Origin of the sequence: Pigmentiphaga litoralis, assembly GCF_013408655.1 — a bacterium.
In the GTDB taxonomy this organism is placed as follows: domain Bacteria; phylum Pseudomonadota; class Gammaproteobacteria; order Burkholderiales; family Burkholderiaceae_B; genus Pigmentiphaga; species Pigmentiphaga litoralis_A.
Window position 1 is genome coordinate 143139 of record NZ_JACCBP010000002.1, and the last position, 14568, is coordinate 157706.

The window sequence follows — 14568 nt, forward strand, 5'->3', positions numbered from 1 at the left end:
GTCATCATGACTTTCGTTTCAAGGACCGTGAATGGCTTGCTGTTGTCGATGGTGACGGCGGTGACGGCAATGGCAGGGGCATCCTTTTCCACGGTTGCGGAAGCGGCCGACGCGACGCTGATCGGCTCGGCCGATGGCGCCAGTTTTACGGTGGGCGGCACGCCTTATCAGGTGGTGACGCGCGCGCGGGCGGAACGGGGCAGCGCGGATCCGGCAGCGCGCGCGGCGGGTTCAGCAGCAGGGACTGCAGGGGCCGTGACGGTGGGCACGATCGGTGACTACACGATTACCTTGCCGGCGACAGGATCGACCGCCGCCGCGAGCGGCGCGGTAGCACCGCAATCGGCGCCGTCCTCCTCCCCAACTTCCGACTATCTTGTCGCCGTGAACCGGCGCACGGGCAGTCCGGTGCTGGTCTCGAATCACCTGAAGCTGTTTGGCGTGTCGACTGCGCAGGCTGCCTCCGTGGCAAGCAGCACGGGCGGCGCGGTGGACAGCCTGATCGCCGCTGCGTCGATGGCGATGCTGGTCTATCCCAGCCCGGCAGCGGCGCTGGCGGCCAAGACGGCCATCGAGTCGCAACAGGGAAGTGGACAAGGGGGCGGGCAAGCCGCGATCCGCGTCGAACCGGAAGTGATCCAGGCGTTCAAGACGCCCCGGTGATGCGATACAAACCAGGCCGCCAGCGCACGCTATCGTCGCGCGGCGTCCGTGGCTGCGCCCTGGCGCCCTGACGCGGACGCTTCCTATACCCCCAGATGCCGCGTCAGCACATCCGGCTGCGACGCGATGGACCGTGAGTCGCCCTGGAACACCCACTGGCCTTTTTCCATCACCACGCAGCGATCGGTGTGCTCGAGCACGCTGCGATAGTTGCGATCCACAATCAATGACGAAATGCCGGTCTTGCGGATCTCGCCGATGATGCGCCAGATGTCGGCGACGATCAGCGGCGCCAGGCCCTCGGTGGCTTCATCCAGGATGATCAGGTCGGGGTTGGTCATCAGTGCTCGGCCGATCGCCAGCATCTGCTGCTCGCCACCCGACAGCTGATTGCCGCCGTTGCCGAGCCGCTCGCTCAAGCGCGGAAAGACTTGCAGCACACGGTCGTAGGTCCAGGCGCGTTGGCCGTTGACGCCGGCGCGGGCCGCCACCAGCAGGTTCTCGCGCACGCTCAGGTTCGGGAAGATGCCCCGGCCTTCGGGCACGTAGGCGATGCCCTGCTGCGCGATGCCGTAGGGCGGCGTGCGGGTGCAGTCGCGGGCACGGATGTGGACCTTGCCTTCGGTGGCGCGCAGGTGGCCCATCAAGGTGCGGATCAGCGTGGTCTTGCCCATGCCGTTGCGGCCGAGCAGGCCGATGGATTCGCCCGGTGCGATCGCCAGGTCGATGCCGCGCAGCACGTGGCTCGCGCCGTAGTGCACATGCAGGTTCTGGGCCTGGATCAGCGCCGGCGTGGTGGCCGCGGCGGCTGCCGTCGGGGGCGCGGTGTCGCGGCCCGCCGCGGTGGCGGAAACGGCTGCGGACGCGGGAGCGGTCATTGTTGCTGTCATGATCAGTGCACTGAAGAGGGTTGAACCGGCGCGGCATGACCGGCGGCGGAAGACACCGCAAAAGCTGACGGTTCCGCCCCCGCCTCGGCATGCGTCTCGCCCAGATAGGCCGTCTGCACCAGCGGATCGGCGCGGATCGCTTCGGGTGCGCCCTTGGCGATCACGCTGCCGTTCACCATGACCGTGATCACGTCCGACACGCGGAACACCGCATCCATGTCGTGCTCGACCAGCAGGATCGCGTGATCGGTTTTCAGCGAATGCAGCAGGGCCAGCATGCGTTCGGTTTCTTCGGCGCCCATGCCGGCCAGGGGCTCGTCCAGCAGCAGCACCTTGGGCCGCAGCGCCAGGCACATCGCGATTTCCAGCTGCCGCTTCTGCCCGTGGGACAGCAGTCCGGCAGGGCGGTCGGCTACCGCATCCAGTCCGGCCAGACGCAGCGCGTCGGCTGCGATCGCCGACGAATCCGGGCAGGTCGATGCGCGCGACCACCAGTTCCAGAAACGTTGATAACCGCCCTGCGCCGACAGCCGCGCATTTTCGAACACGCTGAATTGCGGAAAGATGGTGGTGCGTTGATAGCTGCGGCCCAGGCCCGCGCGGGCGCGGTCGGGCTGGGTGGCGCGCGTCACATCGCGGCCGCCCAGGTGGATGGTGCCGGACGTGGGCGGGATCTCGCCCGACAGCACGTGCACCAGCGTCGATTTGCCAGCGCCATTGGTGCCGATGACTGCATGCACCTGGCCGCGTTGCAGGGTCAGCGACACGTCATTGACGGCCGTCAGCCCGCCGAAGCGGCGCGTGATGTTGTCGGCCTGGACAAGAATGTCAGTCATGGACGGGTCCCCTTGTTGAAGCGTGCGCCAAGTTGCGCGGGCAGGCCGATCACGCCCTTGGGCAGCAGCGCGACCAGCACGATGATGGCCAGGCCCAGGCTCAGGTTCCAGTGGCTGGCAAAGTCGCCAAAGATTTCCTGCGACTGGAAGACTTCCTGCAGCATCGTCAAGATGAAGGCGCCCAGCACCGCGCCCCGCAGGCTGCCCATGCCGCCCAGGATGATCATCAGCAGCACGGCGCCCGACTGGTGCCACGACAGGAATTCCGGATTCACAAAGCCGTCTTTCAGGGCGAACAGAAAGCCTGCCAGGCCGGCCAGGGTGCCCGACACCACAAAGGCGGTCAGCTTGTACGGGAAGGTGGAAAAGCCGGCGGCCCGCATGCGCTGTTCATTGACGCGGATGCCGGCCAGCGCGCGGCCAAAGCGGGAGTTCAGCAGCATGGCCAGGAAGGCGTAGGTCAGCACCAGGGCGCCCAGCACGAAGTAGTAGAAGGTGCTGCCGTCTTCCAGGCTGAAGGGCGCCCATCCGCCCAATTCGACCAGCGGCTTGAAGTACAGATAGATGCCGTCGCTGCCGCGCCCGATCTTGGTGTCGTGAAAGACAAAGTAGGCCATCTGTGAAAAGGCCAGCGTCACCATGATGAAGTAGATGCCTTTGGTGCGCAGCGACAGCGCGCCGGTGATCAGCGCATACAGCGCCGTGACGATCAGCGCGGCCGGCAGCAGGAAAAAGATCGACACCGGACCGGCCTGCGGCGTCAGCAGCGCGGCGGTATAGGCCGCGATGCCAAAGAATGCGGCATGCCCGAAGCACACCAGTCCGGTCTGCCCCACCAGCAGTTCCAGGCTGAGCGCGAACACGGCGTAGATCATGATCTTGATGACGAGGCCGGTGTAGTAGCTGTCGCCAAACATCGGGAAGACGGCCAGCAGGACCAGCGCCGCGACCAGCGGCACGGCGCGTGCCAGCGTGCCGCTGCGGGTCTGTGGCAGGCCCGCCGGCAAGGCCGCGGGCAAGGCGTGGGTAGTTGCGTTTTGCATGGAATCAGCCTTGCTTGAACAAGCCTTCGGGTTTGTACAAAAGGATGGCGGCCATGAGCACATACACCGCCACGCCGGCCGCTTCCGCGAACAGCACCTTGCCGAAGGTATCGACGAAGCCCACCAGAAGCGCGGCCAGGAAAGCGCCGCGGATCGACCCGATGCCGCCGATCACCACCACCACGAAGCAGATGATCAGCACATGGTTGCCCATGCCCGGATACACCGACGACATGGGCGCGGCAAGCATGCCGGCCAGCGCCGCAAGCACCACGCCGACCGCGAACACGATGCGGTACAGGCGCTTGATGTTGATACCCAGAGAGGTAATCATTTCGCGGTTGCTGGCGCCGGCGCGCACCATCATGCCAAGCCGCGTGCGGCCGATCAGGAAGTACAGCAGGAGCGCGACGCCGATACAGACGGCGGAGATGAAGAGCCGGTACACCGGGTACGTCATGACGTCACCCAGCTGCACCGTGCCGGCCAGCCAGTCGGGCACCTTGACGCCGTGCACGTCGTTGCCGACCAGAATGCTGCGCAGCTCTTCGAATACCAGGATCAGGCCGTAGGTCATGAGCACCTGCTGCAGGTGATCCCGGTCGTACAGATAACTGAAGAAGGCCCACTCGAGCAGATAGCCGAGCACCGCCGAAAGAAGCAGACCGAACACCAGCGTCGTGAAGAAGCCACCGCCCACCACGCCCTGGACGAGCGGGGACAGCGCGAACGCCATGTAGGCGCCGATCATGTAGAAACTGCCGTGCGCGAGATTGATGACGCCCATGACGCCGAAGATCAGCGTCAGCCCGCTGGCGACCAGGAACAGCAGCAGTCCGTACTGGACCGCGTTGAGACACTGGATCAGAAAGATCGATACATCCATGGTGAGTCCATTGCACGGGCGCGCGAACGCAACCCTGGCTGTCGGGCCCGGCACGCGCCGCCGCGCATCACATCACGCGGCGGCGCAGGCCAGGTCTGGCGGATCGTGCTACAGGGATCGTGCTACAGGATCAGAGGCGGCAGCCGCGGCCCGGATCGACCAGGCCTTTCACCGCCACGCCCACCAGCTTGTTTTCCATGCCGTCGACCTGGCGCAGATACATGTCCTGCACCGGGTTGCCGGCCTTGGACAGGCTGAACGGACCGCGCGGGCTGTCGATCTTGGCGACGCGGATGGCGGAGCGCAGATCGGCCTTCTTGGTGAAGTCACCCTTCACGGCCTTCAGGCCGGCGCCGTACATCTGCGCTGCGTCGTAGCCCTGCACTGCGTACACGTCAGGCTGCATCTTGAAGGACTTGGCGTAGGCCGTGCGGAACGAGGTGTCGCGCGCGGTGTTCAGGCCGTCGGCATAGTGCAGCGTGGTGAACAGGCCCTGCGCGGTGGCGCCCTGGGCCTGCAGCGTGCCGTCGGTCAGGAAGCCCGCGCCATACAGGGTGGACGTCTTGCCCAGGCCGCTGGCCGCGTAGTCCTGCACGAACTTGACGGCGCCGCCGCCGGCAAAGAACACATAGACCGCGTCGGGTTTGAGCGAAGCGATTTCGGTCAGCAGCGACTGGAATTCGACGTTGGGGAAGGGCACGTTCAGGTCACGCAGCACCTTGCCGCCGCCTTTCTCGAAACCTTCCTTGAAGCCGCCGACCGACTCGTCACCGGCTGCGTATTTCCAGGTCACGGTCACGGCCGTCTTCTTGCCTTTTTCGGCAGCAACCTTGCCCATTGCAAAGCCGGGCTGCCAGTTCGAGAACGAGCTGCGGAACACGCCGGGTCCACACATCGGGCCGGTAATCGCATCGGCGCCGGCATTCGGCACGATCAGCGTCACGTCGTTGTCTTTGGCGGCCTTGGTCAAGGCCATGGCCACGCCGGAATGCACCGTGCCGACCAGCAGGTCGACCTTGTCGCGCTTGATCAGGCGGTCGGCATTGGCCGTGGCCTTGGCCGGATCCGATTCGTCGTCCACCTTGAAGTACTGCACTTCGCGGCCCGACAGCTTGCCGCCTTGTTCTTCGACATACAGCTTGAAGCCGTTTTCGATGGCGGTGCCAAGGGCGGCGTAGGTGCCGCTGTAAGGCAGCATGAAGCCGACCTTGATCTTTTCCTGGGCCTGGGCGCCCACTGCGATCAGGCTGAGGGTGGCGCAGGCGGTGGCCTGCAGTACTTTGTCGCGCAACGAAGTCATGGTGTGTCTCCTGAGTGACTTTTATGTGTGCTGCAGTTGGGCTTGTAGAAAGCCTTTGAGTTGTTTTGCCAGCTCGACAGGCTGATCTTTGTGGGGAGAATGCCGGCAATCGTCAAGGATCGCCAGTAGGGTTTGCGGGGTACGCCGACGGATGATGCGCACTTGGTCGAGGGTTCCGTATTCATCATCGACCCCCTGCACCGCCAGCACGGGGCAGGTAATGCGCGGCAACAGGCTTTCGATGCTCCATGCGCGAAAGGCCGGCGACAGCCACACGTCGTTCCAGCCCCAGAAGGCCGAATCGGGCGACGCGTGATAGCGGGCCAGGCGGCGGGGCAGGTCGGTGTTCAGATACGCTTCGCGGGCGGCGGCAATGCTCTGGATGGCCACGTCTTCGACCATGACATGCGGCGCCAGCACGATCAGCGACGACAGCGAATCCGGATACAGCGCCGCGTAGATCAGGCCGATCGATGCGCCATCGCTATGGCCCAGGATCACCGGCCGGTCGCGCTTGGCGTCGATGCCGACCCCGCGCAGCACGGCGGGCAGGGCATCGCGCGCCTGCTCGAACAGGAACTCGGGCGTCCAGCGTTCGGCATCGGGACGGGGTGTCGACTTGCCATAGCCGTAGCGCGAGAACACCAGGCCGCGCATGCCGAGCGCGCTGCACACTTCGGATGGCCAGTCCTTCCACATCGATACCGAGCCGAGCCCTTCATGCAGGAACACGATGACAGGCGCGTTGACGCGCTCGCCATGGACCCACCGGTATTCGATGCGGTAGTCGCGATCGCCGTGCCGGATGTCGACGAACGACGACGGCGCACTCACGCCGCGGCTCCGGGATGGGCAACCGCTTCCTGCGCCTGGCGCAGCTTGAAGCGCTGGATCTTGCCGGTCGCCGTCTTGGGCAGGTCGTCCACGAATTCGATGTAGCGCGGGTACTTGAACGGCGCCAGATGCGCCTTCACGAATTGCTTGAGCGTTTCCTGCATGGCCACCGACGGCTCATTGCCCTGGCACAGCACCACGTACGCCTTGGTCTTGACCAGGCCATCGCTGTCGGTCAGTCCGACCACCGCGGCTTCGAGCACGGCCGGATGTTGCGACAGCACGTTTTCGACTTCCACGGGCGAGACATACAGGCCGCTGACCTTGAGCATGTCGTCGCTGCGGCCGGCGTAGGTGTAGTAGCCGTCGGCGTCGCGTTGATATTTGTCGCCGCTTTTCAGCCAGTCGCCCAGAAAGGTCTGGCGCGTCTTTTCGCGGTTGTTCCAGTACATGACGGCGGCGCTGGGACCCCGGATGTACAGGTCGCCGATTTCGCCGTCGCCCACCGGCTTGCCGTTTTCGTCGCGCAGTTCCACTTCATAGCCTTGCACCGGCAGGCCGGTGGTGCCGTAGCGCACCTTGCCGCTGTGGTTGGACAGGAAGATGTGCAGCATTTCGGTGGACCCGATGCCGTCCAGGATTTCGCAACCGAAGTGCTGGGTGAATCGATCGCCGATGTCTTGCGGCAGGGCTTCGCCGGCCGACGCACAGACACGCAGGGCCACATCGCTGCGCGCCGGGATCGCGGTGTGCGCAAGCATGCTGGCGTACAACGTGGGCACGCCAAAAAAGATGGTGGGCTGGTGGTCGACAATGCGTGCGTAGGTGGCTGCGGGTGTGGGGCGCTCGGCCATCAGCACCGACGTGGCGCCGACCGACAGCGGAAAGGTCAGGCCATTGCCCAGGCCATACGCAAAGAACAGCTTGGCGGCCGAGAAGGTAATGTCGTTTTCCGTGATGCCGAGGACGGGCTTGGCATAGAGTTCGGCGGTGTACCAAAGATTGCAGTGGCTGTGCACCACGCCCTTGGGGCGGCCGGTGGACCCGGACGAATACAGCCAGAATGCGATCTCGTCCGCCAGGGTGCGAGCAGCCTGCGCCCGCGGCGCGGCGGCGGCCATGCTGGCTTCAAATTCATGCAGGGCCGGGACGGATCGGTTGTTATCGGCAACGTTGCTTTCCGCAACGTTGTTGTCCGCAACCGGTTGCGACACCACGATGTGTTCGACCTGGTTCGGGCCCGATGCCATCGCCTGCTTGAGCGTATCCAGCAGCGCGCCCGACACGAAGGCGGCGCGCGACCGGCTGTGCGCCAGGATGTAGGCGTAGTCGTCGGCGGTCAGCAGCGTATTGACGGCTACGGGCACCACCCCGGCATACAGCGAACCCAGGAACACCACGGGCCAGTCGATGGTGTCGTGCATCAGCAGCAGCACACGTTCTTCGCGGCGTACGCCCAGGTCCCGCAACACGCCGGCGAACTGACGAATGCGATCGCCCAACTGGCCATAGGTCAGGCGGCGGGTGTCGTCGATGAACGCCAGCTTGTCGCCGCGCCCGGCATTCAGGTCTAACAGGTAGCTGGCGAAGTTGAGGTCGCTGCTGGGTGGGGTGATCGTCACGATGGTCTCCTGCATGGCGCGTGGGCGGCTCTGTTGGCTGCCTTCGCGCGTGGGATCAGTAGGTAAAAGTCGGGTGGGCGGCTCGCGGATCAGTTGCGGTCAGCGGGGGGCGAGGACGCATCGGAAGCCTGCGCCGGGAACAGCGCGGCCACGACGTCCGGCGACGCCTGGATCGCGGCGCGGCGCTGATACAAGCCCAGTGCCCGCAGTCCGCCCAGTTCTTCGCCGCCGCCTGCGCGGCCGGGGCCGCCATGCAGCGATTGCGGCATGACATTGCCATGGCCGGTCTGCACCTTGGCCACGTCCGGGGTGATCACGTGCACGCGGCCATGGCTGTCGGCCAGGTCCAGCGCGGTGGCGCCCAGGTAGGCCGTATCGGCGCTGTACAGCGACGTCACCAGGGAACCGTGACCGCGGCGCGCCAGGTCATTGGCATGCGCGGCATCGCGATACGGCATCAAGGTGGCGACCGGACCGAACACTTCCAGGTCGTGCACCAGGTCAGTGGCGTCGGCATCGCGGGTGCCGAACAGGTGGGGGGCCACACAGGCGGCCACGGCCGGATCGGCATCGACCAGGCTCACGCCGCTGCCGTCGAACAGCGTGTCGCACACGCCGCCCAGTTCGCGCAGCCCGGCTTGCACCGTGTCGTATTGCGCGCGGCCCACGAGCGACCCCATGCGCACCGATTCATTGCGCGGGTTGCCGACCGTCGTCTTGGCCAGCTTGGCCGCAATCGCTTGCGCGGTCTCGTCATACCAGGCCTGCGGCACCAGGATGCGGCGGATGGCCGTGCACTTCTGGCCGGACTTGACGGTCATTTCGCGGACCACTTCGCGCACCAGGGCGTCGAACGCCTCGGTGCCCGGCGCGGCGTCGGGCCCCAGGATGGCGCTGTTCAGGCTGTCCGTTTCCGCATTCAGGCGGACCGAGCGATCGGCAAACGCGGCATGGCGGCGCAGCACCGACGCGGTGGCCGCGGAGCCGGTGAACGACACCACATCGAAGGGCGACAGCGGGTCCAGCAGGCCATCGGAACTCCCGCAGACGATGGACAGCGCGCCTTCGGGCAGCACCTTGGCGTCCAGGATGTCCTTGACCATCTGGTGCGTGAGCCAGGCCGTGGCGGTGGCCGGCTTGACCACCAGCGGCACGCCTGCGAGCCAGGCCGGGGCGGCCTTTTCCAGGAAGCCCCAGCTCGGGAAATTGAAGGCATTGATCAACAGGGCCAGGCCGCGCGTGGGCACCATGACGTGCTGCGACTGGAAGGCCTTGTCTTTGGCGAGCGACACCGCATCGCCATCGGTGCGCGCGCTGTGCTGGCCCAGTGCCGCGCCCGCCTTGGCGTAATAGTTCAGGGTGTAGAGCCCGCCATCGATGTCCACGGCCGAATCGTTCCTGACCGTGCCCGAGTTCTGCATCGAGATGTCGTAGTAGGCGTCGCGGTTCTGTTGCAGCACCGCGGCCACGTCGGCCAGCAGCCTGGCGCGCTGCGCATGGGTCAGGGCGCGCAGGGCGGCGCCGCCCGTCTCGCGGGCATAGCGGTAGGCGGCAGGCAGGTCGATGCCGGCCGACGACACGCGTGCCACTTCATTGCCCAGCACGGCGTCGCGCAGGGCGATGCCGTCTCCGTGACCGGCGATCCACTGTCCGCCAACATGGTTTTTCAAGAGGTCCACGTGCATCCTTTGGGATCAGTTCCGGGTGAATTCGATGGCGCCTTGCGGCAGCAGGTACAACACCAGGGCACGGCCCTGGCTGACGGTGGGGCGGTGGGCGCTGCCGGGGGGATAGACACACCAGCCGGCGTGGCGGCCATCAAAGCGGGCGTCGTCGTCGATCGGCATGATCAGGTCGATCTCGCCGTTCGGGTGCACGTGGTGGGGACCGGCAATGTCGTTCATGTCGACCACATCGACCGAAAATCCATGCAGGTCGTCATCGGCCTTGAAGATCCGCCCGTAGCGGATGCCGCCATGTTCGCGGTCGGCCAGCCAGCCCTCTTCCACGCCGCGTCGACAGGCTTGCGTAAGATGACGGTAGGTGTCGCTTTGGGCGCCGTGCTCGGCATTCAGCCACGTGTCGAGCGACGCATCGATGGAACGGCCGGCCAGCTGGGACGTCACGTTCTGGATCAAGGCCCGAAATTCCTGCTGCGACATGCGTGTCTCCCTTATAAGCTGCTGGGGCGTCGCTTGTTGGTCGATGCCTTATGCAGTATCTTGCTGGTGACTGCAAGGTAGCGTCGTGCGAAATGAGTGTCAAGCAATATAATGCATCTATGGTGATTTCCCTGACATGTTGAACGCCAACCCTTCCGGCTCCGATACGCCCTTGTCTGTCGTTCCCTCCGAAAAGAATCCTTTGCTTGAAGCGCTGGGCGAGCGGGTGCGTACGCTGCGCGCACGGCGCGGGCTCACGCGCAAGGCCGTGGCGCTGTCGGCCGATGTTTCCGAGCGCCACCTGGCCAACCTGGAATACGGCACGGGCAACGCGTCCATCCTGGTACTGCAGCAGGTGGCCGGGGCCTTGCAGTGCTCCATGTCCGAGCTGCTGGGCGACGTGACGACCAGCTCCCCCGAATGGCTGTTGATCCGCGAAATGCTGGAAAACCGCAGCGAGGCCGAGTTGCGGCGCGTGCGTATCGGCATCTCGGAATTGCTGGGCGCCGGCACGCAAGACGACGCGCGCCACCGGCGGATCGCCCTGGTCGGCCTGCGCGGCGCGGGCAAGTCCACGCTGGGGCAGATGCTGGCCAATGACCTGGACGTGCCCTTTGTCGAGCTGAGCCGCGAGATCGAAAAATTCGCCGGCTGCAGCATTCGCGAGATCCATGATCTGTATGGCACCAATGCCTACCGCCGCTACGAGCGCCGGGCGCTGGAAGAAACCATCCAGATCCATGCCGACGTGGTGATCGCCACGCCCGGCGGCATCGTGTCCGACGCAGCCACCTTCAATCAGCTGCTGACCCATTGCACGACGGTCTGGCTCCAGGCGGCGCCCGAAGAACACATGGGACGCGTCACGGCGCAGGGCGACACCCGCCCCATGGCGGCCAGCACCGAGGCCATGGAAGACCTGCGGCGCATCCTGAGCGGCCGGTCCGCCTTCTATTCCAAGGCGGACCTGACGGTCGATACCACGGGGCAGACGCTGGAGCAGTCGTTCGGCACGCTGCGCAGCATGGTGCGGCAGGCGGCGGGCATGCCCCCCAGGTAATCCCCAGCATGCAATAAAAAGCATCACGTCCCGGTTGACAGTGGAAGTTTAGTGCAATATTCTGCAGACATCAGCAAACAGAAGCTGCATTATATTTCCACTGCCCGTCGGAGACCGTATGACCACCACCGCAGCCCCGCGCGTCGATTACCGCACCGAACCGTCCAAGTACCGTCACTGGACGCTTTCCACCGAGGGCTCGGTGGCTCGCCTGTCGCTCGATATCGCCGAAGATGGCGGCATCCGCCCCGGCTACAAACTCAAGCTCAACAGCTACGACCTGGGTGTCGACATCGAACTGCACGACGCGTTGAACCGCGTGCGCTTCGAACACCCCGAAGTTCGCACCGTGGTCGTGACCAGCGGCAAGGACCGGATCTTCTGTTCCGGCGCCAACATCTTCATGCTGGGCGTGTCCAGCCATGCGTGGAAGGTCAACTTCTGCAAATTCACGAATGAAACCCGCAACGGCATCGAAGACTCGTCGCGTCATTCGGGCCTGAAATTCCTGGCGGCCGTGAACGGCGCCTGCGCCGGCGGCGGCTATGAACTGGCCCTGGCCTGCGATGACATCGTTCTGGTGGACGATCGGTCATCGGCCGTGTCGCTGCCCGAAGTGCCGCTGCTGGGTGTGCTGCCGGGCACCGGCGGCCTGACCCGCGTCACCGACAAGCGCCATGTGCGCCATGACCTGGCCGACATCTTCTGCACCAGCGTGGAAGGCGTGCGCGGACAGAAGGCCGTGGAATGGCGTCTGGTCGACGCCGTGGCCAAGCCCGCCCAGTTCGCCGCCACCGTGCAGGAACGCGCTGCAAAGCTGGCGCAAGGCAGCACCCGTCCGGCCGATGGCAAGGGCGTCGCCCTGCCGCGCATCGAACGCGAAGACACCGACAACGGTGTGAACTATGAATACGTGACGGTATCGATCGACCGCGCCAAGCGCTGCGCCACCTTCACCATCAAGGCGCCGACGACGGCCACGCCGACCGACATTGCAGGCATCGAAGCGCAGGGCGCCACCTGGTGGCCGCTGGCCATGGGCCGTCAGCTGGACGACGCAATCCTGGTGATGCGCACCAATGAGCTCGACGTGGGCACCTGGCTGCTCAAGACCGAAGGGGATGCCGATGCCGTGCTGGCGTCCGACGCTACGCTGCTGGCCCACAAGGACCACTGGCTGGTGAACGAAACGATCGGCCTGCTGCGCCGCACGCTGGCGCGTCTGGACGTGTCGTCGCGCAGTCTGTTTGCGCTGATCGAACCGGGTTCGTGCTTTGTCGGCACGCTGGCTGAAGTGGCCTTTGCCGCCGACCGCGCCTACATGCTGGCCCTGCCCGACGACCCCGAGCGCGCACCCCGTATTGCCCTGAACGAAATGAACTTTGGCTACTACCCGATGGTGAACGACCAGAGCCGCCTGCAGCGCCGTTTCTATGAAGAAACGTCGCCGATGGAAGCGCTGCGTGGCGCGGCGGGCAAGCCGCTGGACGCCGACGAAGCGCTGGCCCTGGGCCTGGTGACTGCTGCGCCTGATGACATCGATTGGGACGACGAGATCCGCATCGCCATCGAAGAGCGCGCGGCCATGTCGCCCGACGCCCTGACCGGGCTGGAAGCGAACCTGCGCTTCTCGAGCAACGAAAACATGGTCACGCGTATTTTCGGGCGGCTGACCGCCTGGCAGAACTGGATTTTCAACCGGCCCAACGCTGTAGGAGAAAAAGGTGCGCTGAAGAATTACGGCACCGGCGAAAAGGCTGCCTTCGACCTGAACCGGGTCTGACCGTAAACAATTCACGCATCCAAGGAATCCGACATGTCTTCCATCAACTACAGCGAACGTATCCCGAACAACGTCAACCTGGCCGAAGACCGCACGCTGCAGCGCGCGCTGGAGCAGTGGCAACCCAACTTCATCAACTGGTGGGATGACGTGGGTCCGGAAGGATCGACCAACCATGACGTCTACCTGCGCACCGCCGTGAGCGTGGACCCGCAAGGCTGGGCCCAGTTCGGCCACGTCAAGATGCGCGACTACCGCTGGGGCATTTTCCTGAACCCGGGTGACGCCAGTCGTGAAGTGCACTTTGGCGATCACAAGGGCCAGAAGGTGTGGCAGGACGTGCCCGGGGAACACCGCGCCAACCTGCGCCGCATCATCGTGACGCAGGGAGACACGGAACCCGCATCGGTCGAACAGCAGCGCCACCTGGGCCTGACCGCGCCGTCGATGTATGACCTGCGCAACCTGTTCCAGATCAACGTGGAAGAAGGCCGCCACCTGTGGGCCATGGTCTATCTGCTGCACAAGCACTTTGGCCGCGATGGCCGCGAAGAAGCCGATGCGCTGCTGCAGCGCACGTCGGGTGACGTGGACAATCCGCGCATCCTGGGCGCGTTCAACGAGAAGACGCCGGACTGGCTGGCCTTCTTCATGTTCACGTACTTTACCGATCGCGACGGCAAGTTCCAGCTGTCTGCCCTGGCCGAAAGCGCGTTCGATCCGCTGGCCCGCACCACCAAGTTCATGCTGACCGAAGAAGCGCACCACATGTTCGTGGGCGAAAGCGGCATTTCGCGCACCATCTCGCGCACCTGCCAGGTCATGAACGAACTGAAGACGGACGACGTGGAAAAGATCCGCGCCGCCGGCGTGATCGATCTGCCGACCATCCAGCGTTACCTGAACTTCCATTACAGCGTCACGATCGATCTGTTCGGCGCCGACCAGTCCAGCAACGCCGCCAGCTTCTACAGCAGCGGCCTGAAGGGCCGGTACGAAGAAGGCAAGCGTACTGACGATCACGTGCTCAAGGGCCAGACCTACAAGGTGCTGGAAGTCCAGAACGGCCAGCTGGTCGAGAAGGAAGCCCCGATGTTGAACGCGCTCAATGAAGTGCTGCGCGACGACTTCATCAAGGATTCGATTGCCGGTGTGAACCGCTGGAACAAGGTGATCGAAAAGGCCGGCCTGCCCATGCGCCTGACCGTGCCGCACAAGGCGTTCAACCGTCAGATCGGCGCCCTGGCCGGTATCCGCATGTCGCCCGAAGGCAAGGTGATCAGCGCCGCCGAATGGGAAGGCCGCAAGGACGAATGGCTGCCCACGCCCGATGACCGCGCCTTCGTGGCGTCGTTGATGGGCCGGGTGACCGAGGCTGGCAAGTTCGCCAACTGGATCGCACCTCCGGTCATGGGCATCAACCGCCAGCCGGTGGATTTCGAATACGTGCGCTTCGGCTGATCCAGGCAATACCAACCGGCCACACAAG

At 65.0% G+C, this 14568-nt stretch carries 13 protein-coding genes; 4 read left to right on the forward strand and 9 right to left on the reverse strand.

The genetic code is table 11. From position 1 onward, the window contains the following. Nucleotides 1-6: 6 nt before the first annotated feature. The gene (locus HD883_RS20950; protein ID WP_179588939.1) at nt 7-663 is read left to right on the forward strand and encodes a hypothetical protein; all 657 of its coding nucleotides are present in this window, start codon (nt 7-9) and stop codon (nt 661-663) included. 83 nt (nt 664-746) lie between these two features. Here HD883_RS20950 and HD883_RS20955 read toward each other — a convergent pair whose 3' ends face one another. The 9 genes from HD883_RS20955 to HD883_RS20995 all read right to left on the reverse strand — a co-directional run bounded on the left by HD883_RS20955 (nt 747) and on the right by HD883_RS20995 (nt 10236). Then, nucleotides 747-1541 (reverse strand): ABC transporter ATP-binding protein, encoded by a 795-nt coding sequence (locus HD883_RS20955; RefSeq protein ID WP_179588940.1) that lies wholly within the window; start codon nt 1539-1541, stop codon nt 747-749. Nucleotides 1542-1555: 14 nt separating this feature from the next. Beyond that, entirely contained in the window at nt 1556-2389 is an 834-nt protein-coding gene (locus tag HD883_RS20960; RefSeq protein WP_179588941.1) for an ABC transporter ATP-binding protein, read from the reverse strand. Then, a complete protein-coding gene (locus HD883_RS20965; protein ID WP_257022634.1) occupies nt 2386-3306 on the reverse strand; it encodes a branched-chain amino acid ABC transporter permease in 921 nt (306 codons plus the stop codon). The genes HD883_RS20960 and HD883_RS20965 overlap by 4 nt, the downstream gene beginning before the upstream one ends. A 130-nt stretch (nt 3307-3436) precedes the next feature. Next, nucleotides 3437-4318 (reverse strand): branched-chain amino acid ABC transporter permease, encoded by an 882-nt coding sequence (locus tag HD883_RS20970; protein ID WP_179588943.1) that lies wholly within the window; start codon nt 4316-4318, stop codon nt 3437-3439. Nucleotides 4319-4448: 130 nt separating this feature from the next. Continuing rightward, nucleotides 4449-5618 carry an ABC transporter substrate-binding protein gene (locus HD883_RS20975; protein ID WP_179588944.1) on the reverse strand — a complete coding sequence of 390 codons (1170 nt, stop codon included), beginning with the start codon at nt 5616-5618 and terminating at the stop codon, nt 4449-4451. A 21-nt stretch (nt 5619-5639) separates the two neighbouring features. Beyond that, complete coding sequence (locus HD883_RS20980) at nt 5640-6452, reverse strand: alpha/beta fold hydrolase (RefSeq protein ID WP_179588945.1); 813 nt, start codon at nt 6450-6452, stop codon at nt 5640-5642. Then, the gene (locus HD883_RS20985; protein WP_179588946.1) at nt 6449-8089 is read right to left on the reverse strand and encodes a benzoate-CoA ligase family protein; all 1641 of its coding nucleotides are present in this window, start codon (nt 8087-8089) and stop codon (nt 6449-6451) included. The genes HD883_RS20980 and HD883_RS20985 overlap by 4 nt, the downstream gene beginning before the upstream one ends. Nucleotides 8090-8163: 74 nt before the next feature. Continuing rightward, on the reverse strand, nt 8164-9759 hold the full coding sequence (locus HD883_RS20990; protein WP_179588947.1) for a 3,4-dehydroadipyl-CoA semialdehyde dehydrogenase: 1596 nt from the start codon (nt 9757-9759) through the stop codon (nt 8164-8166). A gap of 9 nt (nt 9760-9768) precedes the next feature. Beyond that, the gene (locus tag HD883_RS20995; protein WP_179588948.1) at nt 9769-10236 is read right to left on the reverse strand and encodes a DUF4863 family protein; all 468 of its coding nucleotides are present in this window, start codon (nt 10234-10236) and stop codon (nt 9769-9771) included. A gap of 136 nt (nt 10237-10372) precedes the next feature. On the opposite strand from HD883_RS20995, the gene HD883_RS21000 reads away from it, so the two are divergent. The 3 genes from HD883_RS21000 to boxB all read left to right on the forward strand — a co-directional run bounded on the left by HD883_RS21000 (nt 10373) and on the right by boxB (nt 14540). After that, the gene (locus tag HD883_RS21000) at nt 10373-11296 is read left to right on the forward strand and encodes a helix-turn-helix transcriptional regulator (RefSeq protein ID WP_179588949.1); all 924 of its coding nucleotides are present in this window, start codon (nt 10373-10375) and stop codon (nt 11294-11296) included. Between the two features lie 118 nt (nt 11297-11414). Beyond that, a complete protein-coding gene (boxC, locus tag HD883_RS21005; protein WP_179588950.1) occupies nt 11415-13079 on the forward strand; it encodes a 2,3-epoxybenzoyl-CoA dihydrolase in 1665 nt (554 codons plus the stop codon). Between the two features lie 33 nt (nt 13080-13112). Next, nucleotides 13113-14540 carry a benzoyl-CoA 2,3-epoxidase subunit BoxB gene (gene boxB / locus HD883_RS21010; protein WP_179588951.1) on the forward strand — a complete coding sequence of 476 codons (1428 nt, stop codon included), beginning with the start codon at nt 13113-13115 and terminating at the stop codon, nt 14538-14540. Nucleotides 14541-14568: the final 28 nt, after the last annotated feature.

Bases quoted from the DNA above. Each gene is read 5' to 3' on its own strand.
- HD883_RS20995 (WP_179588948.1), bottom strand. From the start codon at position 10,236: ATGTCGCAGCAGGAATTTCGGGCCTTGATCCAGAACGTGACGTCCCAG.
- HD883_RS20955 (WP_179588940.1), bottom strand. From the start codon at position 1,541: ATGACCGCTCCCGCGTCCGCAGCCGTTTCCGCCACCGCGGCGGGCCGC.
- HD883_RS20960 (WP_179588941.1), bottom strand. From the start codon at position 2,389: ATGACTGACATTCTTGTCCAGGCCGACAACATCACGCGCCGCTTCGGC.
- HD883_RS20975 (WP_179588944.1), bottom strand. From the start codon at position 5,618: ATGACTTCGTTGCGCGACAAAGTACTGCAGGCCACCGCCTGCGCCACC.
- HD883_RS20965 (WP_257022634.1), bottom strand. From the start codon at position 3,306: ATGTTTGGCGACAGCTACTACACCGGCCTCGTCATCAAGATCATGATC.
- HD883_RS20990 (WP_179588947.1), bottom strand. From the start codon at position 9,759: ATGCACGTGGACCTCTTGAAAAACCATGTTGGCGGACAGTGGATCGCC.
- HD883_RS20970 (WP_179588943.1), bottom strand. From the start codon at position 4,318: ATGGATGTATCGATCTTTCTGATCCAGTGTCTCAACGCGGTCCAGTAC.
- HD883_RS20950 (WP_179588939.1), top strand. From the start codon at position 7: ATGACTTTCGTTTCAAGGACCGTGAATGGCTTGCTGTTGTCGATGGTG.
- HD883_RS21000 (WP_179588949.1), top strand. From the start codon at position 10,373: ATGTTGAACGCCAACCCTTCCGGCTCCGATACGCCCTTGTCTGTCGTT.
- boxB (WP_179588951.1), top strand. From the start codon at position 13,113: ATGTCTTCCATCAACTACAGCGAACGTATCCCGAACAACGTCAACCTG.
- boxC (WP_179588950.1), top strand. From the start codon at position 11,415: ATGACCACCACCGCAGCCCCGCGCGTCGATTACCGCACCGAACCGTCC.
- HD883_RS20985 (WP_179588946.1), bottom strand. From the start codon at position 8,089: ATGCAGGAGACCATCGTGACGATCACCCCACCCAGCAGCGACCTCAAC.